Source organism: Bordetella muralis, assembly GCF_054781015.1.
Genome location: NZ_BAAGVF010000001.1, coordinates 375072 through 400150, shown reverse-complemented (window position 1 = coordinate 400150; position 25079 = coordinate 375072). Strand labels below are relative to the sequence as shown.

The following is a 25079-nucleotide window of genomic DNA, read 5'->3' as shown; positions in this document are numbered from 1 at the left end:
CGCCTTGCGGCTACGCCCTTTTCTCCCCGGTATGAATGCCGCGGTTTCTCGAGGCAGAAGATGAAAAAAATCGTTCTCACCCTGGCCGTCCTGGTGGCGGCTGGCATCGGCGCCTGGTTCGTGTGGCGCCCTGCCCCGACCGCGCCCGATGTCGCCTTCACAACGATCGAAGGCAAGACATTCAGCATGCAAGACCTGCGCGGCAAGGTCGTGCTGGTGAAATTCTGGGCCACGAGCTGCGTCACCTGCGTCAAGCAAATGCCGGGCGCCATCGAGACGTACAAGAAATACGCCCCCAAAGGCTATGAGGCCGTGGCCGTGGCCATGAGCTACGATCCGCCCAATTATGTGTTGAACTACGCCGAAACGCGCAAGCTGCCCTTCCCGGTGACACTGGACACCAAAGGCGAGCTCGCCCGCGCGTTTGGCGACGTCAAACTCACTCCCACGGCGTTCCTGATCGACAAGGAAGGCCACATCATCAAACGCTATCTGGGCGACTACGACGTGGCGGAATTTCACGCCACGCTGGAAAAAGCGTTGGCGACTGGCTGATCACAACAGTCAGTATCGCATTTGGGCCTCTTTGCCACCCGAGGCCGCCTGCGCCAGTGCCTTGGTAATGATGCTGGTCGACACATTGGCAAAATAGCGCGCCCCCAAGGCGCCGTACTTTTCCTCATCGGCGGGCGTCAACGCGATGATGCCCGGACACTTTCCTGCCGAGGCAATCGCCTTTAGCCCCTGCTCGATGGCCTGCTGCACGGGCGCGGCATTCCAGTCGCTGCCGTATCCCATGGCATGGGCCAGATCGTTCGGGCCGATAAACACCGCGTCTACGCCATCCACTGCGGCGATCTCTCCTGCAACGGCAATGGCCTCCGGGGTTTCGATCATGGCAATGAATCCGATGCCGTCATTGCTGCGCTGAGTGTGCCCGGCCCCGCCAAATGCGCCGTAGCCTGCGGCACGCGTGCTGAATGCGCTGCCGCGCCGGCCCACCGGCGGGTAGTGAATCATGTCCGCCAGGCGCTGTGCCTGTGCAACGCTCTCGACCATGGGTACCTGCACCGCACTGGCCCCCATGTCCAGGATGCGCGGCAGGTCTGGTTCAAAGCAACGCACGATGGGAACGATGCCTGTGGCACGCGCCGCGCGCAGCATGTGTTCCGTCACCCCGAAATCCGCACTGCCGTGCTCGTTGTCCAGAATGATGAAATCAAAGCCCGCATAGGCACACATTTCAACGATGGCCGGACTGGGCAGGCCGTTGAATAGACCTCGCAGAGGCTTGCCACTGCGCAGCATGTCGGGTAACCGCCCGTCCAAGGGATAACGTGCATCAGTCATTACTGTCTCCGAATACAGCGACGTGTGTGATCAATCGGCCTGAATACCTGCATCCTTGATCACTTTGCCCCATTTTTCAATCTCACTGCGCTGGAATTGCGAAAATGCAGCCGAATCCCGGCCGTCCGGTGCGACCCCGAGCGTCATCAATTTGGCACGCACTTGCGGTGTCTTCACGATTTCCGCTATCTCGCGCGCCAGCCGGTCTACGACGGGAGCAGGCGTGCCTGCAGGTGCAAAGATACCCTGCCAGGACTGCATTTCAAAACCGGGCAGCCCGAGTTCAGCCAATGGCTTGACCCCAGGCAGATCTGCCAAAGGCTGTGCCGAGGTGACGCCTAATACCTTGACGCGTTTTGCATCGATCATCGGACGCGCTGCGGCGACCGTCTCAAACACCATATCGATTTGCCCGCCGATCAAATCCACCATGGCCTGCGACCCGCCCTTGTAGATGATCTGACGCAGGCGAGTATCCGAGATGGACTGGAACAACTGGCCCGACAAATGCTGCGAAGTCCCTGCGCCCGCGGTGCCGTACGTCAAATTATCTGGCTCCGCACGCGCAGCATCGATGACCTGCTGGACCGAGTTGAACGGACTATCGGCGCGAACCACCAAGGCATTGCTGACCATGCCCACCAGCGCAACCGGCGTGAAATCCTTCACCGGATCGTAGCCAGGCGACTTGATGAAGAACGGATTGACGGCATGTGTCGTGATAGTGCCGCCGACCAGGGTGTAGCCGTCCGGCTCGGCCCGGGCCGCCTGTTGCGTACCGACCAGCCCTGACACGCCTGGCTTGTTCTCGACAATCACCGACTGCCCTAGCCGCGCGCTCAATTGTTCTGCCATCAATCTGGCCACGCCATCGGATACGCCGCCGGGCGAGAACGGCACAATGTATCGAATGGTTTTGGTGGGCCACGCGGCGTCATTCGCTTGCGCCTGAGCCATCGGCATAACGCTCCCCATGGCGGCTACTGCAATCAAGGTGCGAATGAAAAAGCCCGTGCGCTGCGCCTTCGGCTTGCTGCTTCCACCGCGGGCGTTTTGGTTTTGGAACTGTCCGCTAACAAAAAAACGACTGATCATGTTGTCTCCTGCAAATCATTGCCAGCGTGCTCAATACACGCCGTTAAAGGTTGTTGTCTTTCGGTTTGGATCTGACGGTCGCACGCTCTATGAGGTCGCAAGGCACGACCACGTCACGCGGCCGTAGCTCGGCCTGCATCTGTTCACGCAGCAGATTGACGGTGGCATCGACCATGGGTTCGACCTGTTGACGTACGGTTGTCAATTGATACGCTCCCCAAGCCGCCTGCGGGACATCGTCAAACCCGACCACAGCGACGTCTTCGGGAATGCGCAGCCCGACCTCCTGGCGCAGCACGTCCAAAACCGCAATGGCCATGTGATCATTGCCCACGAACAGGGCATCGGGACGAGCATCGTCCGCAAACATGCGACGCACCGCAGCCTGCGCGAGATCAAAGTTGTAATGTCCCACCTCGCGGCAACTGACATCGTGTCCCAGTTGACGCAACGTATCGCGATAGCCGCGCTCCCGCTCAATGCTGGTTGACGAATCCTCCAGCCCGGCGAGATAGCCAAAGCGACGATATCCACGTTCGACCAGCAGCCGTGCGACCTTGGCACCGCCTGCATAGTTGTCCGAGGTCACCGAGCTGCTGGCATGCCGAGCCAACCCACCGAGAATGGATACCCGGTTGAACTGCACCACCGGCACGCCGACTTCGGCGCAACTCTGCGCGACGTTAGACGACAGCATGGCCGAGGCCATCACGATGCCATCGACTTGATATTGCAGAATTTCCGCCAACACGCCATCCGCAGCCTCGTCGACCTCGGCGATGAACATCAAGACGTGATAGCCCTCTTTCTGCAACTTCTGCGAAAGCTTTTCGATCACCAGCGGATAGAACTGGTTTTCGAGATAGCTCATCACCAGCGCCACGATACGGCTGCGGCGCGTAATCAGACTGCGTGCCAAGGCATTGGGCCGATAGCCCAGCCTCTGCGCCGCGGCCAATACCTTGCGCCGCGTTTCCTCTGACACGCTGGCCCCGGGAGTAAACGTGCGGCTCACAGCAGACTGCGACACCTGCGCCAGATCGGCCACATCCTGGGCACGAGGAGCGGTTTTCATGCGGCGGTCCATCCGGCATCCAACATCAACGCACTGCCCGTCATCAGACTGGACGCGTCACTGGCCAGAAAGACGATCGCTCCCATCACCTCTTCCAGCCGGCCGACACGTCCCAATGCGTTACGCGCACAGATCCAATCACGAAAACCTGGCTCCTGCAGCATACCTGCGGTCATCGGCGTTTCAATGAACGTCGGACATACCGTGTTCACGCGGATATTCGCGCCGCCCAGCTCCCACGCCAGCGCACGCGTCATTCCTTCCAACGCATGTTTACTGGCACAGTACAAGGTGCGGCGCGGGCTTCCCACATGCCCCATCTGCGACGAGACATTGATGATCGACCCTGCCGACCCTGCTTGCAATAAACGGCGCGCTACTGCGCGGCAGGTATAAAAAGCAGCCTTCACATTGAGATCGAGCACGGCGTCGATATCTTCGATAGGTTGCTCGACTAACGGCTTGGGACGGTTCATCCCGGCGTTATTCACCAGGATATCGAAGGGCTCACCCTGTTCGATGGCATGGTCCACCGCGGCAGCATCCGTCACGTCCAACACCAAGGACGCACAGGCGATCCCCTCGGCGCGCAGCGCCTCGCACACCTGCATCAACTCGGGCTCACGCCGCGCCGCTACCGTCACGTGCGCACCGGCACGGCCGAGCGCGGCGGCGGCGGCCAACCCGATCCCGCCGCTGCCACCGGTCACCAATGCACGGCGCCCGTCCACCCGGAAGTCAGGGCCTGTAGGCAAAGCAATCATGCGCTCGCCTCGGCATCGACCGGTTGATACCACGGCAAATCGGGACGATTACCATAGCGGCGCACGCGGATGTTGGCCTGCTCGCCGTGCCCGGCGAAATTTTCCATATGGCACAAGCGCGAACAATACGCCCCCATGGCGGCACTGGCCTCGTCCGTCAACACGCGTTGATAGGTGCAGGTCTTCAGGAACTTGCCTACCCACAACCCGCCCGTATAACGCGCATTGCGATTGGTCGGCAGCGTGTGATTGGTGCCGATCACTTTGTCGCCAAAGCTCACGTTGGTGCGCGGCCCGAGGAACAGCGCGCCGTAATTGGTCATGTTGTTAAGGAAATAGTCCGGATCCCGCGTCATGACCTGCACGTGCTCGGAAGCTATCTCGTCGGCCACCTGCAGCATCTCTTCATAACTGTCGCAGACAATGACCTCGCCGCAATCCGCCCATGAGACCGCGGCAATGCCCGCCGTCGGCAGGATCGCCAGTTGACGCTCAATCTCGGCCATCGTGTCACGTGCCAGTTGCTCGCTGTTTGTCAGCAACACCGCCGGCGAAGTCGGCCCGTGCTCCGCCTGACCCAGCAGATCGACGGCACACAGTTCGCCGTCCACGCTGTCATCGGCAATCACCAGCGTTTCCGTAGGCCCCGCAAACAGATCGATGCCCACACGGCCATATAGTTGGCGCTTGGCCTCGGCCACAAACATGTTGCCGGGCCCGACCAGCATATCTACAGGCGCCACACTCGGCGTCCCGACAGCCATGGCCACCACCGCCTGCACTCCGCCCAGCACCAGGATTTCATCTGCACCGGCCATGTCCATGGCCGTCACAATGGCAGGATGTGGCTGACCTTGATAAGGCGGCGCCGTCGACACGATGCGTTTTACGCCTGCAACCTTTGCGGTCAGAACGCTCATGTGCGCCGAAGCGAGCAGAGGATATTTGCCGCCCGGGATATAGCACCCCACCGCATTCATCGGCACATGCTTGTGGCCCAGGACCACCCCCGGATACGTTTCGACCTCGACCTCGCGCATCGAGTCACGCTGTATCTGAGCGAAATTGCGCACCTGCGTTTGCGCGAATGCGATGTCCTCGATTTCCCGATCGGACAACTGCTTGCGAGCCGCCTCGATTTCGGCGCGCGACAAACGGAAATCCGCGGGATCCCATTGGTCGAACTTGCGGCTGTATTCCCGTACCGCCTCGTCGCCACGCGCCTCGATGTCTCGGATGATGCCTTCGACAGTCGCTCGGACTTTGGTGTCGTCATCGGTTTTTACGGCAGCGGTCCTGCCACGCTTCAAATAGCGAATCATGATTGCATCCCAGCAAAGGTCAGTGAGTCCTAAAGTGGCTGCACTTTCGACGCCTTGCATACGTATGCAAATAAGGGAAAACCCGTAATTTCATTCCATGACAACATACAAAAAAGCCGAACCGGAATACCGGTTCGGCTTTTTACTGTTGCACCATCCCGGGCCCGCCCTCGTAGGCAAGCCCGGCTATCAGGTACGGTTTAAAACGCCGGCACCACCGCGCCCTTGTACTTTTCCTCGATGAATTTCTTCACTGCAGGAGTGTGTAACGCGTTGACCAGTTTCTTGATGGCCGGAGCGTCCTTGTTGTCTTCGCGGGTAACCACGATATTCGCGTAGGGCGAGTCCGCCCCCTCGATGAACAGCGCATCCTTGGTCGGTACCAAGCCGGCTTCCAGCGCGTAATTGGTATTGATCAGCGCCAGCGCGACATCATCCAGTGCGCGCGGCAAAATGGCCGCCTCCAGTTCGCGGAACTGCAATTTTTTGGGATTTTCGGCAATATCCAGCGGAGTCGCCGTGATGTTGGTCGGATCTTTCAGCTTGATCACGCCTTGCTTTTGCAGCAACAACAAGGCGCGGCCGCTATTGGAAGGATCATTGGGAATCGCCACCGTCGCGCCCGAGGGCAGATCCGCCACCGATTTCAGCTTGCGCGAGTAGCCGCCAAAGGGCTCGACGTGCACCAGGCCAACTGCCACGAGCTTCGCACCGCGATCCTTGTTAAAGGTATCCAGATACGGTTGATGCTGGAAAAAATTGGCGTCCAACTCTTTGTCGGCCAACTGCAGATTGGGCTGCACATAGTCACTGAACACCTTGATGTCCAATTCCACGCCTTCTTTGGCCAGCTCGGGTTTGACAACCTCCAGAATCTCGGCGTGCGGCACCTGTGTCGCACCCACCACCAGCTTTTCAGCATGAGCGGCGCCAGCCAGGAAAAATGCAGAGGCCACCAGGGCCGTCCGGACAAAGGGGAAGCGCATAAATAACCTCGTAAAGTAAACAATCACTGGCCTCGTGAGCCGTGGCCGTTGCAAAAACGCCCTCAATTTACCTGAATAGCAGTTATTTGTCGGGCATAACAACATAGGTTTTGGATATATGGCATACGCGCGGTCTACAATCTGCCGTATGCTTGCCCTGGCAGCGCCGATCTCTACGCGCCGGCGCAGGCATTTTCATTTTTTCTGACCTTTTGACTGAGTTTTTCTGCCATGACCGACACCCCCGATCCTGCCGTCGTTTCGTCGCCTGCTCTGAAGGCGGCTGTTCTTTCCGAAGCGCTGCCGTATATACGACGATTCCATGGCAAGACCATCGTGGTGAAGTACGGCGGCAACGCCATGACCGAAGAGCGCCTGCAACGCAGTTTCGCCCACGATGTGGTGTTGCTCAAGCTGGTCGGCCTGAACCCTGTCATCGTGCACGGCGGTGGCCCGCAGATCGACGATGCCCTGCGTCGTGTCGGTAAACAAGGCACGTTCATCCAAGGCATGCGCGTCACGGACGCCGAGACGATGGAAGTCGTCGAATGGGTGCTGGGCGGCCAGGTCCAGCAAGACATCGTCATGATGATCAACGAAGCAGGCGGCAAAGCCGTCGGCCTGACCGGTAAAGACGGCATGTTGATCCAGGCCAAGAAAAAACTGATGGCCAACAAGGAGAACCCCGCCGAGCCGCTGGACATCGGGTTTGTCGGCGACATCACGCAGGTCGAGCCCGCCGTGGTCAAGGCCCTGCAGGACGATCAATTCATTCCAGTGATTTCGCCTATTGGTTATGGCGAGGACGGCACCGCCTACAACATCAATGCAGATGTGGTGGCCGGCAAAATGGCAGAGGTCCTGGGCGCAGAAAAACTGCTGATGATGACCAACACCCCGGGCGTGCTGGACAAGGCTGGCAAACTGCTGCGCACCTTGTCGGCCCAGACCATCGATGAGCTGTTCGCCGACGGCACCATCTCTGGCGGCATGCTGCCCAAGATTTCGTCATCGCTGGATGCTGCGAAAAACGGCGTGAATTCCGTCCACATCGTCGATGGCCGTGTACCCCACTGCCTGTTGTTGGAAATCCTGACCAGCGAAGGCGTTGGCACCATGATCAGCTCGCATTGATGCGAGCACAACGCTATCTATTGCGGCCCGCGGCGCGCCAGCGTCGCTCGCGCCGCGTTGCCACGGGCGTGTCCGAACGCCTGTGGTTGTTCGATCTGGACAACACGCTGCACGACTGCTCACACGCGATCTTTCCGCGTATCGATCATGGCATGACCCGGGCAGTCGCCGAATCGCTCAATGTCGATATCGACACGGCCAATCAATTGCGCTCGAAATATTGGCGGCGCTATGGAGCGACGGTCATTGGCATGGTGCGTCATCATGGCATCGATCCTCATGCGTTCCTGCGTCTGAGTCACGACTTTGACGTGCGTCCGTTGATCCGTGCAGAGACGGGCCTGGCGGGCAAGCTGCGTCAGTTGCCCGGGCGCAAGGTCCTGCTCACCAACGCGCCGTTTCACTACGCACGCGACGTGCTGCGGCACCTCGGTATCTTGCGGCATTTCGACAGTATGTGGGCCATTGAGCACATGCGTTTGCATGGCGAGTTTCGTCCCAAACCGTCTGCCGCCTTGCTGCGGTACGTCCTGGCGCACGAAGGCGTGCCGGCAGCGCGAGCGGTCCTGGTCGAAGACACACTGCCCAATCTGCGCGGCGCTCGCCAAGTAGGCTTACGAACGGTCCATGTCTATCACACGGGCACGCCTTTCGCTCGCCGCAACAACCAACGTCCGAGCTACGTCGACTTGCGGGTAAACTCGGTCAGTGATTTACTGCTCCGTCGCCGTCCGCTGCGAGTGATATAGCGGGCATTCATTCTTCTCTTGATTCAGACCAACTGTAGTCAGCCATGGCCAGCAAACCCGGCGAGCGCAAGACCCAGATCCTGCAAACCCTGGCAGAAATGCTAGAGCAACCGCACGCGGCGCGTATCACCACGGCCGCGCTGGCGGCGCGCATGCAGGTATCCGAAGCAGCGTTGTATCGACATTTCGCGAGCAAGGCGCAGATGTTCGAGGGGCTGATCGAATTCATCGAAGTCAGCCTGTTCACCCTGGTCAATCAGATCGTCGCAGCCGAGCCGCATGGTGTGGGGCAGGCGCGCAAGACAGTGTCGATGTTGCTGGCGTTTTCAGAACGCAATAAGGGCATGACGCGCGTGCTGACGGGGGATGCGCTGGTAACCGAGGATAATCGGTTGCAGGAGCGGATCAATCACATCAATGATCGGATTGAGGCTTCGCTGAAGCAGTCGCTGCGTGTTGCGGTGACTAATGGGGATCTGCCGGTTGATACGGATGTCAGTGCTCGGGCTAGTTTGCTGACGCATCTCGTGTTGGGGAGGTGGTTGCGGTATGCGCAGAGTGGGTGGAGGGTGGTGCCTACGGGGCATTTGGATGAGCATTTGAGAGTTATGTTGTAGGGCGTGGGGCGGTTTTAGTGCTATTGGCGTCGATGCGGGGCAGTGGCTGCGTGGGGGCTTCACGTGGCCGGTCCGGCGCCCTGCGCGCCGGACACCGTGTTCGCTCACCTCGTCCGCGCGTTCGCGCTCCCTACGGTGTCCGCTCCACTCGGCCACGAGGCGCCCCCACGCAGCCACTGCCCCGCATCGACTCGCAATAACTCAAACTCATCACATCGCTGGCACGAGTTTCTTGCTTGGCGTTTTTCTGCAGCCACATTGGTAAAGAGAAAGATCTTGCAGGGCTGCGATGAGCGGGTGCCCTGCACACCCGCTCATCGCGTTCGGGATCTGCATGCGCAGGCTGTGGCACCGTTGCGGGACAAAAGATCTCTCGAGCTGCATTGACGTGAGGCGACGGGGTAACACATTGGCCTCATGCCACGGGATAGCATTGGCTGGCGAAATGCCACGGCATCGCATTTGTTATCGCGCGATCGCGGCCTCTATAGCCATTCTCGTCATGTCGAGACGCAGCGGGATGCCCAGACATGGATGTAGATGGTGCTTGAAGCGACACCCTGACCGAGACGCTCGCATGCAATAGACGCACCATCAAAGCAGTGCGCCACGCATCATCGTCGCAAGCCTCGATCGCACCCAAGCAGATCTTCCAACCAGGCACCACGCCACCCCGTCGCATGCCCGGACCGATCGCTTGAGGGGGGCGCGCTGGGCGTCCCCCGAAAGCAGCACCGTAAGATCTTTCTCTCTTCCCAGGCGCTGCAAAAAAACGCCAAGCACAAAAGTCGTGCCAGCGATGCAGAGAATTCTAGTTGCTGCCAGTCGAGCCGAGGCAATCGGCCCGGCCGGGCGCCTCAAAGTCGAGTGGAGCGGACGTCGAAGGGAGCGCGAAGGCGCGGACGAGACGAGCGAACACGGTGTCCGGCGCCCGCGCGCCGGACCGACTTTGTGAAGCCCGGCCGGGCCGATTGCCTCGGCTCGACGACCAAAAGAACTCCCTCCTTCGCACAACACCCCTTTACTCCGCCAACGCCCTCATCTCCGCATACAAATCCGCCTTCCCCTCAAACCCAATCCCCGGCAATTCCGGCAAGGTCACGATACTGTCCTTGACCTGCACCCCATCCGGAAACCCTCCATAGGGTTGGAACAAATCCGGATAAGACTCATTGCCCCCCAACCCAAGCCCCGCCGCAATAGCAAGCGACATTTGATGACCACCATGGGGAATGCAACGCGAAGCCGACCAGCCGTTTTCTTTCAGCATATCCAAGGTGCGCAGATACTCCACCAACCCGTAGCTCAACGCGCAATCGAATTGCAGCCAATCACGATCCGGGCGCATGCCGCCGTAACGAATGAGGTTGCGCGCATCCTGCATGGAGAACAGGTTTTCGCCTGTAGCCATCGGCCCTGCATAATGATTCGCCAGTTCCGCCTGCAAGGCATAGTCCAGCGGATCGCCAGCCTCTTCGTACCAGAACAGATCGTATTGAGACAGCGCCTTGGCATATTCCACTGCCGTCTTTAAATCAAAACGGCCATTGGCATCCACTGCGAGACGCTGACCCGGCCCGAGCAGTTTCAACACTGCTTCGATCCGCTCGCAATCCTCGGCCAACGAGGCCCCGCCGATCTTCTTTTTCACCACGGAATAACCGCGATCCAGATAGCTTTGCATTTCGCGGCGCAGTCCATCCAGGCCCTGCCCTGGCCAGTAATAGCCACCGGCGGCGTAAACGAAGACGTCGCGATTCGGCGTGCCATTGCCATAGCGCTCGGCCAGCAGTTGATAGAGGGGTTTGCCTTCGATTTTGGCGACGGCATCCCAGACTGCCATATCGATGGTGCCCACCGCCACCGAACGCTCGCCGTGACCACCGGGTTTCTCGTTGGTCATCATCATGGCCCAGATTTTGTGGGCGTCCAGATTGTCACGTTCATCGTCGAGCAGGCTGGCTGGGTCGGCTTGTAATACGCGTGGTGCGAAACGCTCGCGGATCAGGCCGCCCTGGCCATAGCGTCCGTTGGAATTGAATCCATAACCGACCACCGGTTTGCCGTCCCGGATGACGTCGGTCACGACCGCAACCAGACTGAGCGTCATCTTCGAAAAATCGATGTAGGCGTTGCGGATATTGGATTTAATCGGACGAGTCGATTCACGGATGTCGACGATTTTCATGGGCTGGTCTCCGGTCATTGCTGAGATCTGGTTCGCGCCGATATCTCGGCGATCGATGCAGCGTATTATCGAGGTCGTGCGGCGAGCTTGCCCAATGCTGTTTTTTTCTGCTTTCATGCTTTGCCGGCATAGCTTTTGATTACTTGCTGCATACTCGGAACAACGACCCATGAATCTGTCCTGGCTCGAAGATTTTCTCGCATTGGCTGCCAGCGGCAATTTTTCACGCGCAGCCGAAGACCGCCACATGACGCAGCCGGCATTCAGCCGACGGATCCGTGCGCTCGAGCAATGGCTGGGCGTAGAGCTGTTTGACCGCAGCACGCATCCCGTCACACTGACCGAAACAGGAGCCTGGTTCCGCACCACCGCACAGGAAATCCTGGGGCGCGTCGCGCGCGTACCTGACGAGGCTCGCGCCGTGGCCTCGGCGGGCTCGGCCACCTTGCGTTTCGCCGCCACGCATGCGCTTTCGCTGACGTTCTTGCCACAATGGCTGCGAGGCCTGGAATCGCGCACATCGATCGGGCCCATTCAATTGGTGTCCGACATGCTGCAGCAATGCGAGGCGTGGATGCAGCAGGGCCGGGTGCAGTTTCTGATATGCCACACGCATGCGCAGGCACCCAGCCGCCTGGATACCCCTGATTATCGATCGCTGAAAATCGGTACTGATACGTTGATCCCGGTGTGTGCGCCCGATCGTGCCGGCCGTCCGCGCCATGCCTTGTCCACCCACGCGCGCAAGGCCATTCCCATGTTGGCCTACAACACCGAATCCGGCCTCGGCCGCCTGATCCGCGCCCTGCTGGGGCCAGCGCTGCAACGCGCCCGCGTAGAACCCGTTTTCACGGCCCATCTGGCTGCCGTGCTGAAAAACATGGCGCTAGACGGCCGAGGGGTGACATGGCTGCCGCGAAGTCTGATCGCGGCTGATCTGCAAGAGGGCCGTCTGGTCGAGGCGGGTGATGCAGACTGGCAAGTCATTGCCGATATCTGCCTGTTCCGCCCCAACAGCACACTCACCCCTGTGGCCGAAGCGTTCTGGCTCGCTGCGCAAACTGCACATCGCCCGTGAGGCTGCATCGCCGTTCAACTGGCGTTCAGGGAACTATTCAACAATATCCACTCTAATTTTCCATGAGTGGCGGTATCGGGCTAATCCGACACCGCACGCTAGCAACAGGACTCATCGCTAAAAAAAGAACTCACGGCAAGGCAGGCGTTCCTCATGGATCTGGATTGGCATCAGCAGTTGGGCAGCAGTCTGCTCTGGCTGACATACAGCTTTCTCATCGCAGGCAGTGTCTCGGCTATTTCGATTTTCATCTTGGCACGCACCACGACCTGGGGTCGGCAATTCTGGCGCCTGACGTGGCCATATCTCGATCCGAGGCGCAGTTATAAACCACTGCTCAGCCTGGCATTGCAGCTGTTTCTAGCATTAGCTGCCGTACGCATGACAGTGTTGTTTTCGTACTGGTACCAAGGGTTTTACAACGCCCTCCAGGCACTGAATGCCAAAGCATTCTGGCTCATGCTGGGCATATTCGGCGTGCTGGCCACCGTACACGTCGCACGGGCGTTGATTGACTACTACGTCGGTCAAGCCTTTGAGATTCACTGGCGCGTCTGGCTCAATGAACGCCTGACACAAGACTGGCTGGCAGGCAGCGCCTATTATCGCGGCCAATTCCTCGATCAGCCCGTCGACAACCCTGACCAACGCATTGAATTGGATATCGCGGCATTCATCAGCGGATCGCGCAGTCTGGCGTTTGGTGCGATCAGCGCCATCGTGTCGCTGGTGGCGTTCACCCAGATTCTCTGGAATCTATCCGGGCCCTGGTCCGTGGGCAGCATCGAGATTCCCCGCGCCATGGTCATGCTGGTCTACCTGTATGTCATCGTGGCTACGCTGCTGGCATTCAAGATCGGGCATCCCTTGATCCGTTTGAATTTTCTGGCCGAGCGCCTCACGGCGAATTTTCGCTATGCCCTCGTGCGGCTGCGCGAGAACGCAGAGAACATTGCTTTTTATCAGGGCGCCGCCGTTGAACAGCAAACCCTGGGCGCGCGCTTTGCCGCCTATATCAGCAATCAATGGGCGCTGATCCGCCGCACCTTGAAATTCAGTGGGTTGAACCTCGCCGTCAGCCAGATCGCCGTGGTGTTTCCGTTCATTTTGCAAGCGCCTCGATTTTTCAGTGGCGCCATCAAGCTCGGCGATGTCATGCAAACCTCGCAAGCCTTCGGCCAGGTTCAGGATTCGCTATCGTTCTTTCGCACCTCGTACGATACCTTCGCACAGTACCGCGCCACGCTCAGCCGGCTGGATGGATTTCAAGAAGCCAATCAACACGCCCGCGCACTGCCGCATGTGCAAACGCAGCCGCTCGCCGATGCGCTGCACATCGAGAACATGAGCGTCTATCGCCCCGACGATCGCGATCACCCTTTGCTGCGCGACCTGCATCTGCGGCTATCACCGGGCGAAGCCTTGTTGATCAAAGGCCCATCCGGCAGCGGCAAGACCACGTTATTGCGCGCGCTCGCCGGCCTGTGGCCCCATGCGGAGGGCCAGGTACAACGCCCCACACAGGCCCAGGCGCTGTTCCTCTCGCAACGCCCCTATCTACCGCTAGGCGACTTGCGTACGGCCTTGGCCTACCCGGCCACCGCCACTGCAGCCGACGATACACGCCTCATCGCAGCATTGCGATACACGCACCTCGCACATCTGGTCACAGCGCTGGAGCAGACCAACGATTGGTCGCGCGTGCTCTCACTCGGCGAGCAACAACGATTGGCCTTTGCGCGAGTCTTGTTCAATCGGCCCGCGATCGTTTTTCTGGACGAGGCCACCTCTGCCACCGATGAGGGGCTGGAACATACGCTCTACACGCTGCTGCGCTCTGAGCTGCCCGGCAGCATGCTCGTGAGCGTCGGACATCGCAGCACGCTGGATGTATTTCACAGCCAGGTCCTGCGATTGGATGGCCTTGGAGGCTGGCGATTACTTGTCGCAGATCGCGCCGGAACTCACGTCGCCAGCGGCACTCCTGGCACCGACGCCGACCGCGTCCCGGGCAACGGCGTTGTAGTCTGCGGATAATAGGTGTGTACCAAGGACAGCTTCACCTGATCGCTGCTGTTTTGCCGCGCTGCGTGCAAGGTGCGGCAATGAAAAAACACGACGTCGCCGGGCTGCAATTCCGGACAGACGGCACGATCGATCCAGTTTTGATTTTCCGGCATATCCGCACGGAAGAATTTCTGCTCGTCGAACTGGGATGATGAAAACGAGGCTGCATGCGACTCAGGTAGAAAGAACAGCCCACCGTTGTCGGCCGTCTCCTGCCCCAACGCCAGCCACGTCGACACCAGGTCGTCGTCCGAAAACGACCAATAACGGATGTCCTGATGCCAGCCCGTCAGGCTGCCATAGGCTGGATGCTTGGTCATCACGCAATTGTGATGCACCCTGGACAGCACAGGCGTGTTGGCGAAATAGGTGTGCAACCACCCTGCGACTGCAGGCGACGTGGCCCAGGCTTGAAACAAGGGTCCCCGGTCATACGCATTGAGCAGTCGGCGCGCCGTCGCGCCGCCCTGTGCCTGGCGCGAGGCAGGCGCACCGGGATACTGCACATCGGCCTCGTATTCCAACGGCCCGATCGCCTCGGCCAATTGGCGCTGCGCCTCGGCCCGTATGGCTTTTACCGTATCCGGTGACGCCATCTGGCGAGCCACGACAAATCCTTGATTGCGCAAAGTGGCGACTTGCTCCGCCACGGATGATGCAGACATTTTTTCCTCTACAGAAACGCCGGGCCGTCCCAAGTTTCTTGCCTCTGGTCAGAGGCGGGCTGGGCGCAGCCCGGTCTTGGGGGCGCCCAGTGATATCGACGTGAATGCGTCGATATAAATGTCATCATATCGCTTTACGCGCGCTCGTCGCGCTGAAGCTCTGGATCAATGTGGTCATTATTCAACTGACCGCCCTCGCGCTCGTGCAGGACATTACGCACCCATTCGCGCCAGACAGCGACCAGCAGTGCCATCAGCACCGGGCCCACAAAGAGGCCCACGATGCCCATGGTTTTCACGCCGCCGATCAGCCCAAAGAACGTCGGCAGAAACGGCAACTTGACCGGCCCGCCCACGAGCCGCGGACGCAGCGTCTTGTCGACGATGAACAGCTCGACCGTGCCCCAGACAAACAAGGCTATGCCTGCCACCAGATGCCCCGAGCCCACCAGATACAAGGACACCAGGGTAAATGACAACGGCGCGCCACCGGGGATCAAGGCCATAAAGCCCGTCACAACGCCCAACAACACGGGAGAGGGCACGCCAGCAACCCAATACGCCACCCCCAACACGACGCCTTCGCCCACAGCGATCAGGCTCATACCCGTCACGGTAGAACCCACGGTCGCCGGCACGACCCGGGAAAACCGCAGCCAACGCGAGGGCAAGATACGCTCGCCCAGGATATCCAACTGACCGATCATGCGATCGCCGTCCTTGTAAACAAAGAACAGGGTAATCAACATGAACACCACGTTCAGCAGCAACTGAAACGCGTTGCCGGTGGCAGACAGCACCATGCGATAGATATTGCCCAGATGCTCGCCGCTGACCATTTCGACGAGGGCTCCTAACGCATGGGGCTCGCCCAGATAGGTCCGCCAATAATCGGACAGCCGATCGCCAAACACAGGCAACGACGAAATCCAGGCGGGCACCGACACCCCGTGGCGATTCGCCGCCAGTGCCCAGGCGATGAAATTGCTGGCCTCCTGCACGGCATAGGACAGTGCCAGCGTCAGCGGCACGATCAGCACCAGGATCACGCCTATCAGCGCCAGCGAGGCCGCCAGCATGGTGCGACCGCCGCAGGCGTCTACGATGCGCTGAAACAATGGCCATGTCGCCAAGCCGATGATCAGCGCCGCCAGGGCGGGCACTAAAAATCCACTCAGAAAATAGACGCCGGCCAACAACACCAGCAAAAGTAGCCAGCGGGCAATCAAATACGCGGGGAGAACAGGCTGCTGCATGGAGTGGGCCAATGAGGCGTAAAGGCAACGGCCCAAATATACAGTACGCACACGCAGGCACGCCGGGCACCTCTAGCGCCGCCGCCATCCGGCGGGCAAGCACGTGTCCCGGTCATGTCTTTTGCCGCGTCCCTCACTGGCTGTCCCGGGCGCCGCCGGCGGTTACATCACATATTCGGCTTCGACCATTTCGCCACGCCGAGGCGCGCGCATCGCCGCCTCGGGCAGCTCGGCACAATGGACGTCGTGACAGCTCTCGGTCCCGTCGCCGCCTCGCAGCAACGGACAGCGTGAGAACAGCTCTGCTACCCAGTCCGAGAACACCCGCACCTTGGGCGAGAGTTGACGGCTCTGAGGGTACAGGAGGGAAATCGGCAAGACCTGGGGTTTCCACTGAGGTAACACCTCGAGCAACTCGCCGGCCTGCACATGAGGCAACGCAATAAAACGTGCCGTCTGAATCAGACCAAAACCTTGCCTGGCCAAGGTCATATGTGCGTTCCAATCGTTCACAGACACAGAGGTCGGCATATTGATTTCGCGCACTTCGCCATCGACCACGAAATCCCAGGCGTAGTCGCGGCCCGAGCGGCTGGCAAAATAATTCACCGCCTTGTGGTTGGCCAGGTCCTCGAGGGAATGAGGCACACCGTGGCGTTCCAGATAAGACGGCGCCGCGCAAGTCAGGAACTGAAACGAACCGATCCGGCGCGCCACCAGCGTAGAGTCCTCTAATTCGCCCCCCCGGATGACGCAATCGACGGCCTCCTGGACCAGATCGACCCGGCGGTCGCTCATCCCCAGGACCAACTCAATATCCGGATAACGCGTGTGGAACTCGCTCAACGACGGCAGCAGAATCAACTGACCGACGCTGGCAGGCACATCAATACGCAACCTGCCCTGCGGCCGCACGGCCGCCTCATGAAAGCACGCCTCCGTTTCCTCGACGTCGGCGAGGATACGCTTGCTGTGCTCATAATAAGCCGCCCCATCGGGGGTCAGGCTGATACGGCGTGTAGTGCGATTCAACAATCGAACGCCCAGATGGCGCTCCAGATTCTGAATCGTGGTGGTTACCGTAGTGCGGGGCAATCCCAGCGTGTCGGCGGCCCGAGTGAAACTATTGACCTCGACAACACGTGCGAAGACCTGCATGGCTTGAAAACGATCCATGGTCCTGTCCAGGTAGTTTGAGTAGTAGCAGTGTGCAAAGCATACCGCGATTTTCTCGCCTATTGTTCGTTTTTTACAAACAGTGTTGACGAATCAGCTGTATTTATCCTGAAACGGAAAACATTCAGAATACATCTCATCTAAGTTGGCCGATAGCCTCTGACCCATTCGTAGCCGGGTCTGTGTCCAGCGGAATGCCTGCTCCCGCCGCTTTCGTCCATCTCCCCCATTAAGTTTAAGGAAACACCATGTCTGTTTCGCGTCCACGCATTGCCTTATTGGCGGTTTTCGTGGCCTTGTTGGCCGCGGGGGGTGGTTATTCCCTGTGGAATGGCAAGTCCGGCACGGGCGCCGCCCTAGCCCAAAGCGCACCACCCGCCCCGTCGGTAGATGTGGCTCCGGCACTGGGTAAAACCATCATCGACTGGCAAGACTACTCCGGCCGGCTGGAAGCCATCGACCGCGTCGACATCCGGCCGCTCGTGTCCGGCACACTGATGGCAGTGCATTTTAAAGATGGCAGCCTGGTCAAAAAAGGCGATCCGCTCTTTACGATCGACCCGCGTCCCTATGCCGCCGAAGTAAACCGTGCCGCCGCTCAGCTCGCAGCAGCCCGGGCGCGAGTCGCCTTCACCGCATCCGAATTCGCACGCGGCAAACGTCTGCTGGCAGAAAACGCCATCGCCAAGCGGGATTTCGAGTCCAAACGCAACGACGCCAACGAAGCAAGCGCCAACCTGCAGGCTGCCGAAGCCGCCCTGGATGCCGCGAAACTGAACCTGGGCTATACCGAGATCGTCGCCCCTGTAGCGGGCCGGGTTTCCCGTGCGGAAATCACCGAAGGCAACGTCGTGGCAGCGGGCGCCAGCTCGGTGCCCCTGACGACCCTGGTGTCGGTCTCGCAGATGTACGCGTCCTTTGACGTCGACGAACAAGCCTATCTGAAATACGTGAGCCCGGCCCGCGTGAGCGGCGCCCCGGTCCCGGTCCAGTTAGGCTTGGCCAACGAGGATGGCCACTCTCGCGAAGGGATTGTGCAATCCATCGACAACCGGATCGACACCACCTCGGGCACGATACGCGTCAGGGCCGTGTTCAACAATACGGATGGCTTGCTCGTTCCGGGCATGTACGCCCGCATCCGCCTGGGTGGCACCGAGCCTCACCAGGCCGTGCTGATCGAGGAGCGCGCCATCGGTACCGATCAGGACAAGCGGTTTGTCCTCGTCGTGGACGATCAAGGCCGTACTGCATACCGGCAAGTCTCGCTAGGCGCGAGCCAAGGCAAACTGCGCGTGGTCACCAGTGGCTTGCAGCCTGGCGAACGCATCGTGGTCAATGGCCTGCAACGCGTACGCCCCGGCGAGACCGTCGCCCCGAATCTCGTGTCGATGGATACGCCGCCGTCCAGCCCGCCGATCGCTGCCACCGGCTCGACGCCTGCATCGGCCGCTGAGCCGGCAACCGTGCCGGCCGCGACATCCGAGGCGGCTACGACACCGGCCCACGACACACCTGCGAAGCCCAAGAGCACTGCCAGCCTGAACTGAAAAGTATTGCGCCCGCACCAGGAAATCCGTACCTGAACACATAAAAAACGCTTTAGTCCACTCTCGCTGCCAGCACACGATGTTGTGTGCTGGCTAGACCCCGTGTTGCCTGAAGCTGCCAAGTCCCTTGCAGGAAGAGCAAGATGAACATCTCTAAATTCTTTATCGACCGGCCCATCTTCGCGGGTGTTCTATCGGTGATCGTGCTGTTGGCAGGCCTGTTGGCCATGTTCCAGCTCCCCATCTCGGAATACCCCGAAGTCGTCCCGCCCTCGGTCGTGGTACGTGCCCAATATCCTGGCGCCAATCCTGCCGTGATTGCCAACACCGTGGCCTCGCCGCTGGAGGAATCCATCAACGGCGTCGAAGACATGCTCTACATGCAGTCGCAAGCCAATAGCGACGGCAACCTGGCAGTGACGGTGTACTTCAAGCTGGGTGTGGATCCGGATAAAGCACAGCAGCTGGTGCAAAACCGTGTCTCACAGGCGCTGCCGCGCCTGCCGCCCGACGTACAACGGCTGGGCGTGACCACCACCAAGAGTTCGCCGACGCTGACGCTGGTGGTGCATATGATTTCGCCGGACAATCGTTACGACAACACCTATCTGCGCAACTACGCTGTTCTGAATGTCAAAGACCGGCTGGCGCGGATCAGCGGTGTGGGCGAAGTCCAGATCTGGGGCTCGGGCAGCTACTCCATGCGTGTCTGGTTGGACCCGCAGAAAGTCGCGCAACGCGACCTGACCGCCACCGACGTGGTCAACGCCATTCGCGAACAAAACGTACAGGTTGCCGCCGGTGTGATCGGCCAGTCACCTACCGTGGGCGACGTACCGATGCAGTTCTCGGTCAATGCACAGGGACGCCTGCAGAACGAAGCCGAGTTCGGCAACATCATCCTGAAATCCTCACCGGACGGCGCCATCACGCGGCTGTCCGATGTCGCGCGCATCGAACTGGGCGCACAGGAATACGGGCTGCGTTCGCTGCTGGATAACCAGTCCGCGATCGGGATGGGCATTATGCAATCGCCCGGCGCCAATGCGCTGGACGTCTCGGCACAAGTCCGCGAGGCCATGAAAGAACTGTCGGCCGATTTCCCACCGTCCGTGGAATATCGCATCGAGTACGACCCGACGCAGTTCGTGCGTGCCAGTATTAAGGCGGTGATCTCGACACTGCTCGAAGCCATCGCACTGGTGGTGGTCGTGGTGATCGTTTTCCTGCAGACCTGGCGTGCATCGTTGATTCCGCTGTTGGCGGTACCTGTCTCCATCGTAGGGACCTTTTCACTGCTGCTGCTGTTTGGCTATTCCATCAATGCGCTGTCATTGTTCGGCATGGTGCTGGCCATCGGTATCGTGGTGGACGATGCCATCGTGGTCGTGGAAAACGTCGAGCGCAATATCGCCGCCGGCCTCACGCCGCGCGAGGCCACCTATCGCGCCATGCGCGAGGTGAGCGGCCCCATCATTGCTATCGCATTGACATTGTGCGCGGTGTTTGTGCCTTTGGCATTCATGACGGGGCTGACGGGCCAGTTCTACAAGCAGTTCGCCATGACCATCGCCATCTCGACGGTGATATCGGCCTTTAACTCGCTGACGTTGTCACCCGCACTCTCGGCCATTCTGCTCAAGGGACATCACGACAAGCCCGATTGGCTCACGCGCGTCATGAACCGCATATTCGGACGGTTCTTCAACGCGTTCAACCGCTTCTTCTCGCGTTCGTCAGATGCCTATGCTGTTGGCGTCAGTGGCGTGATCCGCCGCAAGGCCGGCTCCATGGGTGTCTACGCGCTGTTGCTCGCGGCAACCGTAGGGATTTCCCAGTTGGTGCCGGGAGGATTCGTACCTGCGCAAGACAAGCAATACTTGATCGGGTTTACCCAATTGCCCAATGGCGCTTCGCTGGATCGTACCGAAGACGTGATCCGCCGCATGACCGACATCGCCTTGAAAGAACCCGGTGTGGCCAGCGCCATCGCCTTTCCTGGTCTGTCGATCAACGGCTTCACCAACAGCTCCAGCGCAGGCATTGTCTTTGTGACGCTCAAGCCCTTTGAGGAGCGCCATAGCGCCGAATTGTCCGGCGATGCCATCACGAACAATCTCAATGCGAAATTCGCCGCCATCAAGGACGCCTATATCGCCGTATTCCCGCCTCCGCCCGTGATGGGCTTGGGCACCATGGGCGGCTTTAAATTGCAGATCGAAGACCGCGCCGCACTGGGTTATGCCGAATTGGACAAAGCCACTCAGGCATTCCTGGAAAAAGCGCGTCAAACGCCCGAACTCGGCCCGACGTTCTCCAACTATCAGATCAACGTCCCGCAGCTGGACGTAGACCTCGATCGCGTCAAGGCCAAGCAACTGGGCGTGCCCGTCACCGATGTGTTCGATACGTTGCAGATCTATCTGGGGTCCATGTACGTCAACGACTTCAATCGCTTTGGCCGCGTGTTCCAAGTTCGCGCTCAAGCGGATGCGCAATTCCGCGCCCATCCCCAAGACATCCTGCAGTTGAAGACGCGCAGCGATACGGGACAGATGGTGCCGCTATCCGCGCTGGTCAACGTGAATCAGACTTTTGGACCGGAAATGGTCGTGCGATACAACGGCTACACCGCCGCCGACATCAACGGCGGGCCCGCGCCGGGATACTCGTCCGACCAGGCTCAGGATGCAGCTGAGCGCATCGCGGCCGAGACTTTGCCACGCGGCATCAAGTTTGAATGGACCGACCTGACCTATCAGCAGATCCTGGCGGGTAACGCGGGCATCTGGGTGTTCCCGATCAGCGTATTGCTGGTGTTCCTGGTGCTCGCCGCGCTGTACGAAAGCCTGACCTTGCCTCTGGCAGTCATCCTGATCGTACCGATGAGCATTCTGGCCGCGCTGACAGGCGTCTGGCTGACCGGTGGCGACAACAACATCTTCACGCAAATCGGGTTGATGGTGCTGGTCGGCCTATCCGCAAAGAACGCCATCTTGATTGTGGAGTTTGCACGCGAACTGGAGATGCAAGGCAGCACACCGCTGCAAGCGGCAATCGAAGCCAGCCGCCTGCGTCTGCGGCCCATCCTGATGACATCCATTGCCTTCATCATGGGTGTGGTGCCGCTGGTGTTGTCGTCGGGTGCAGGTTCGGAAATGCGGCATGCAATGGGTGTCGCGGTGTTCTTCGGCATGCTGGGCGTGACCTTGTTCGGTCTGTTCCTGACCCCCGTTTTTTACGTCCTGCTGCGGTCGATGAGCTCGGGCAAACTGCATTCGGCCTCGCATCATGAAGCCCCTGTGACAACGCAGCCCGCCACCGATCACGCGAGTCATTGAGCATGACGGCATGCATGGATATCCGCTATTAAGAGTACACATTCATGACACACTTATTGACATCGGCTTTCCCCACAGAAAGCCCTACGACACAGTCGCGGGTTGCAGCCTCCCTTGCACAGCACGGTGATGATCCTCGCTTCCAAATGACAGGTGCTTTGCTGACCAGGGCCTCCAAAGCTAGGGCTCACGCAACGCGCCGGACGACACGCGGCTTTCTGCCTAAAGTCTCCGGCCTGCTCGCCATGCTGTTGGTGCTGGCCGGATGCGCGGTAGGACCTGAATATCAACGTCCGGACGTCGCCACGCCCGCCGCCTACAAAGAAGCAGAGGCGCAGCAACCGTTGCCCGCGCACGAAGCGGGTACCTGGCAAGCCGCTCAACCCGCCGAGCAAACGCTGCGTGGCGAATGGTGGAAACTGTTCGGTGACGACACGCTCAACGCGCTGGAACAGGAAGCCCAGAAATCCAACCAGGACCTGCAGGCCGCTGCCGCGCGCTTGAAACAGGCGCGCGCCCTGCTGGGCGACGCCCGCTCGGAATTATTCCCCAGCGTGGACGTAGGCTTTGGCCCTACACGCCAACGCCCCTCGCCCGCATCGCAGGGACTATCCGACAGCGCGTCCACTGACGCCTCGACCACGTGGCGTGCCCAGGCCAACGTCGCCTACGAGGCCGACCTGTTCGGCCGTGTCGCCTCCACCGTAGACGCCGCCACCGCTGACGCGCAGCAAAGCGAAGCCCTCTATCGTTCCGTACTGCTCGCCCTGCAAGCCGACGTCGCACAAGCCTATTTTCAAGTGCGTGAACTGGACGCGGGGCTGCGCCTGTATCGCCAGACCGTCACCTTGCGCGAAGAAACGCTGCAACTCATCCAACGCCGCTACGACGCCGGCGACATCAGCGAACTGGATCTGGCTCGTGCACGATCCGAGCTGGAATCCGCGCGCGCAGAAACACTGGGATTCGAACGCCGCCGCACCACTGCAGAGCACGCCTTGGCCGTTCTGTTAGGCAAAGCCCCTTCGGAATTCAGCCTGCCCGAACTGCCGCTCACACGCATCGCGGTCGCCATCCCCGCCGGCCTGCCCTCGACCCTGTTGGAACGCCGCCCCGACATCGCCGCCGCAGAGCGTGCCATGGCCGCCGCCAATTCCCGCATCGGCGCAGCTCAGGCAGCATTCTTTCCGAGGTTGAATATCACCGGCGGTGCAGGTTTTGAATCCGCAGAACTCGGCAACCTGTTCGAATGGTCCACGCGCACCTTCCTGCTGGGCCCGCTGGTTGGCGCTGCGTTATCGCTGCCCATCTTTGACGGCGGCCGCCGTCAAGCCGGCCTGGACCGCGCACGCGCCGTCTACGAAGAAGACGTCGCAAACTATCGCCAGACCGTACTGACCGCATTCCGCGAAGTCGAGGACAACCTGGCCAACCTGCGCATCATGTCCGGCCAGATATCCGCGCAGGACGCTGCCCTGCAGGCTTCCGAACGCGCTGCCCGCATCTCGCACACGCAATACAACGAAGGCTCGATCAGCTATCTCGACGTCATCGAAGCCGATCGCACCGTCTTGGCTCAGCAACGCGTATCAGTGCAACTGGATGGCGAACGTGCACGATCAGCAGTCAATCTGGTACGCGCCCTGGGCGGCGGCTGGGACACCCCATTACCCCCCGAGCTGGCAGCCCGATGACCTGCCGGCCCCGCCCCCTTTAACGATGCAGCGAACGTGATTCATCGCGAGTCGAGGAGGGGCAGTGGCCGTGTGCGGGCGCCTCGTGATCGAGCGAGGGAAACCGAAGGAGCGCAGCGACGAGGTTGACGAAGCGGTGTCGGCCGCGCAGGCGGCCGACCGATCACGCGAAGCCCGCACGCGGCCACTGCCCCCCTCGACGCCAAAAGAACAACCTCGCCATGCAAAGAGCCCTTTCAACGCAACCTCATGGCAAAATCAATCCCCCGATACTCCCCAAGCATCCACCATGCTAATCCTGCTAGATCAAGACGGCGTCCTAGCTGACTTCGAGCACGGCTTTGTAACCGCTTGGCGCGAGCAATACCCAGACATCCCTCCAGTCGAATACCAAGACCGCACCTCGTTCTACATCCTGCAAAACTACCCCCCCGAACTACGCGCTCGCGCCGAAGCCATCTACACCGCCCCCGGTTTCGTACGCAACCTCCCTCCCGTCCCCGGCGCCATCGAAGCCCTTAAAGAACTGCTCTCGTTAGGCATGGACATCCGCATCTGCTCATCCCCCCTATCGCAATTCGAAAACTGCGTCGCCGAAAAATACCTATGGGTAGAAAAACACCTCGGCCGCGAGGCCACCAACCGTCTGATTCTGACCAAAGATAAAACCCTGATCCAAGGCGATCTTCTCATCGACGACAAACCCGAAATCACCGGCGCCGTCCGTCCGAAATGGAAACACATCCTGTACGACGCCCCGTACAACCAACACGTCACCGGCCGCCCCCGTCTCACCTGGGCAAACTGGCGCAACGTCCTCGCCGGGGAGCTCTACACCGCCGACGCCTGAGGCGATTACCCATCCCAAGCGCCGGCAGCAAATTCTTCAGCTATCCGTCACGGAAACCCGCTATGCTGCCATTTGCAGCACCGCCGACATTCCTGACACCCGATTGATGGGCCGCGCCCCGA

At 60.0% G+C, this 25079-nt stretch carries 20 protein-coding genes; 10 read left to right on the top strand and 10 right to left on the bottom strand.

The window, feature by feature from the left end:
- Positions 1 to 60: 60 nt before the first annotated feature.
- Entirely contained in the window at positions 61 to 555 is a 495-nt protein-coding gene (locus ACYVIT_RS01835; protein ID WP_415808723.1) for a peroxiredoxin family protein, read from the top strand.
- 9 nt (positions 556 to 564) lie between these two features.
- Here the strand turns inward: ACYVIT_RS01835 and ACYVIT_RS01830 are convergent, their stop codons facing one another.
- The 6 genes from ACYVIT_RS01830 to ACYVIT_RS01805 form a co-directional block, all read right to left on the bottom strand.
- On the bottom strand, positions 565 to 1350 hold the full coding sequence (locus ACYVIT_RS01830; protein ID WP_415808722.1) for an HpcH/HpaI aldolase family protein: 786 nt from the start codon (positions 1348 to 1350) through the stop codon (positions 565 to 567).
- 30 nt (positions 1351 to 1380) lie between these two features.
- Positions 1381 to 2325 carry a Bug family tripartite tricarboxylate transporter substrate binding protein gene (locus tag ACYVIT_RS01825; RefSeq protein WP_415808747.1) on the bottom strand — a complete coding sequence of 315 codons (945 nt, stop codon included), beginning with the start codon at positions 2323 to 2325 and terminating at the stop codon, positions 1381 to 1383.
- A 163-nt stretch (positions 2326 to 2488) separates the two neighbouring features.
- Positions 2489 to 3520, bottom strand: a complete 1032-nt coding sequence (locus ACYVIT_RS01820; RefSeq protein ID WP_415808721.1) for a LacI family DNA-binding transcriptional regulator — start codon at positions 3518 to 3520, stop codon at positions 2489 to 2491.
- A complete protein-coding gene (locus ACYVIT_RS01815; RefSeq protein ID WP_415808720.1) occupies positions 3517 to 4284 on the bottom strand; it encodes an SDR family NAD(P)-dependent oxidoreductase in 768 nt (255 codons plus the stop codon). The genes ACYVIT_RS01820 and ACYVIT_RS01815 overlap by 4 nt, the downstream gene beginning before the upstream one ends.
- On the bottom strand, positions 4281 to 5606 hold the full coding sequence (gene hisD, locus ACYVIT_RS01810) for a histidinol dehydrogenase (protein WP_415808719.1): 1326 nt from the start codon (positions 5604 to 5606) through the stop codon (positions 4281 to 4283). The genes ACYVIT_RS01815 and hisD overlap by 4 nt, the downstream gene beginning before the upstream one ends.
- A 200-nt stretch (positions 5607 to 5806) precedes the next feature.
- Entirely contained in the window at positions 5807 to 6592 is a 786-nt protein-coding gene (locus ACYVIT_RS01805) for a MetQ/NlpA family ABC transporter substrate-binding protein (RefSeq protein ID WP_415808718.1), read from the bottom strand.
- Positions 6593 to 6823: 231 nt separating this feature from the next.
- Here ACYVIT_RS01805 and argB point away from each other — a divergent pair, with 231 nt between their 5' ends.
- The 3 genes from argB to slmA are packed head-to-tail and all read left to right on the top strand — an operon-like array spanning position 6824 to position 9092.
- Positions 6824 to 7726 (top strand): acetylglutamate kinase, encoded by a 903-nt coding sequence (argB, locus tag ACYVIT_RS01800; protein WP_415808717.1) that lies wholly within the window; start codon positions 6824 to 6826, stop codon positions 7724 to 7726.
- Entirely contained in the window at positions 7726 to 8475 is a 750-nt protein-coding gene (locus ACYVIT_RS01795; RefSeq protein ID WP_415808716.1) for a pyrimidine 5'-nucleotidase, read from the top strand. The genes argB and ACYVIT_RS01795 overlap by 1 nt, the downstream gene beginning before the upstream one ends.
- Before the next feature lie 44 nt (positions 8476 to 8519).
- Positions 8520 to 9092: a nucleoid occlusion factor SlmA gene (slmA, locus tag ACYVIT_RS01790; RefSeq protein ID WP_094819645.1), complete on the top strand. Its 573-nt coding sequence runs from the start codon at positions 8520 to 8522 to the stop codon at positions 9090 to 9092.
- A gap of 1021 nt (positions 9093 to 10113) precedes the next feature.
- On the opposite strand, the gene ACYVIT_RS01785 is transcribed toward slmA, so the two are convergent.
- Positions 10114 to 11280, bottom strand: a complete 1167-nt coding sequence (locus ACYVIT_RS01785) for a mandelate racemase/muconate lactonizing enzyme family protein (protein WP_415808968.1) — start codon at positions 11278 to 11280, stop codon at positions 10114 to 10116.
- A gap of 169 nt (positions 11281 to 11449) precedes the next feature.
- Between ACYVIT_RS01785 and ACYVIT_RS01780 the strand changes: the two genes are divergently transcribed.
- Together ACYVIT_RS01780 and ACYVIT_RS01775 are read left to right on the top strand one after the other, a co-directional pair.
- A complete protein-coding gene (locus tag ACYVIT_RS01780) occupies positions 11450 to 12358 on the top strand; it encodes a LysR substrate-binding domain-containing protein (RefSeq protein ID WP_415808967.1) in 909 nt (302 codons plus the stop codon).
- Positions 12359 to 12511: 153 nt separating this feature from the next.
- Positions 12512 to 14395, top strand: a complete 1884-nt coding sequence (locus tag ACYVIT_RS01775; protein ID WP_415808966.1) for an ABC transporter ATP-binding protein/permease — start codon at positions 12512 to 12514, stop codon at positions 14393 to 14395.
- On the opposite strand, the gene ACYVIT_RS01770 is transcribed toward ACYVIT_RS01775, so the two are convergent.
- From ACYVIT_RS01770 to ACYVIT_RS01760, 3 genes are all read right to left on the bottom strand, one after another.
- Positions 14323 to 15090, bottom strand: coding sequence for a phytanoyl-CoA dioxygenase family protein (locus tag ACYVIT_RS01770; RefSeq protein WP_415808965.1), 768 nt, complete (start codon positions 15088 to 15090; stop codon positions 14323 to 14325). The two genes, ACYVIT_RS01775 and ACYVIT_RS01770, sit on opposite strands and share 73 nt — an antisense overlap.
- A 134-nt stretch (positions 15091 to 15224) precedes the next feature.
- A complete protein-coding gene (locus ACYVIT_RS01765; RefSeq protein WP_415808963.1) occupies positions 15225 to 16346 on the bottom strand; it encodes an AI-2E family transporter in 1122 nt (373 codons plus the stop codon).
- Positions 16347 to 16508: 162 nt separating this feature from the next.
- Positions 16509 to 17522 carry a LysR family transcriptional regulator gene (locus ACYVIT_RS01760; RefSeq protein WP_415808962.1) on the bottom strand — a complete coding sequence of 338 codons (1014 nt, stop codon included), beginning with the start codon at positions 17520 to 17522 and terminating at the stop codon, positions 16509 to 16511.
- 248 nt (positions 17523 to 17770) lie between these two features.
- On the opposite strand from ACYVIT_RS01760, the gene ACYVIT_RS01755 reads away from it, so the two are divergent.
- The 4 genes from ACYVIT_RS01755 (at position 17771) to ACYVIT_RS01740 (ending at position 24957) form a co-directional block, all read left to right on the top strand.
- On the top strand, positions 17771 to 19072 hold the full coding sequence (locus ACYVIT_RS01755; protein ID WP_415808961.1) for an efflux RND transporter periplasmic adaptor subunit: 1302 nt from the start codon (positions 17771 to 17773) through the stop codon (positions 19070 to 19072).
- A gap of 143 nt (positions 19073 to 19215) precedes the next feature.
- A complete protein-coding gene (locus ACYVIT_RS01750; protein WP_415808960.1) occupies positions 19216 to 22413 on the top strand; it encodes an efflux RND transporter permease subunit in 3198 nt (1065 codons plus the stop codon).
- Positions 22414 to 22658: 245 nt separating this feature from the next.
- A complete protein-coding gene (locus tag ACYVIT_RS01745) occupies positions 22659 to 24107 on the top strand; it encodes an efflux transporter outer membrane subunit (protein ID WP_415808969.1) in 1449 nt (482 codons plus the stop codon).
- 289 nt (positions 24108 to 24396) lie between these two features.
- The gene (locus tag ACYVIT_RS01740) at positions 24397 to 24957 is read left to right on the top strand and encodes a 5'-3'-deoxyribonucleotidase (RefSeq protein ID WP_415807729.1); all 561 of its coding nucleotides are present in this window, start codon (positions 24397 to 24399) and stop codon (positions 24955 to 24957) included.
- The last annotated feature ends 122 nt before the right edge of the window (positions 24958 to 25079 follow it).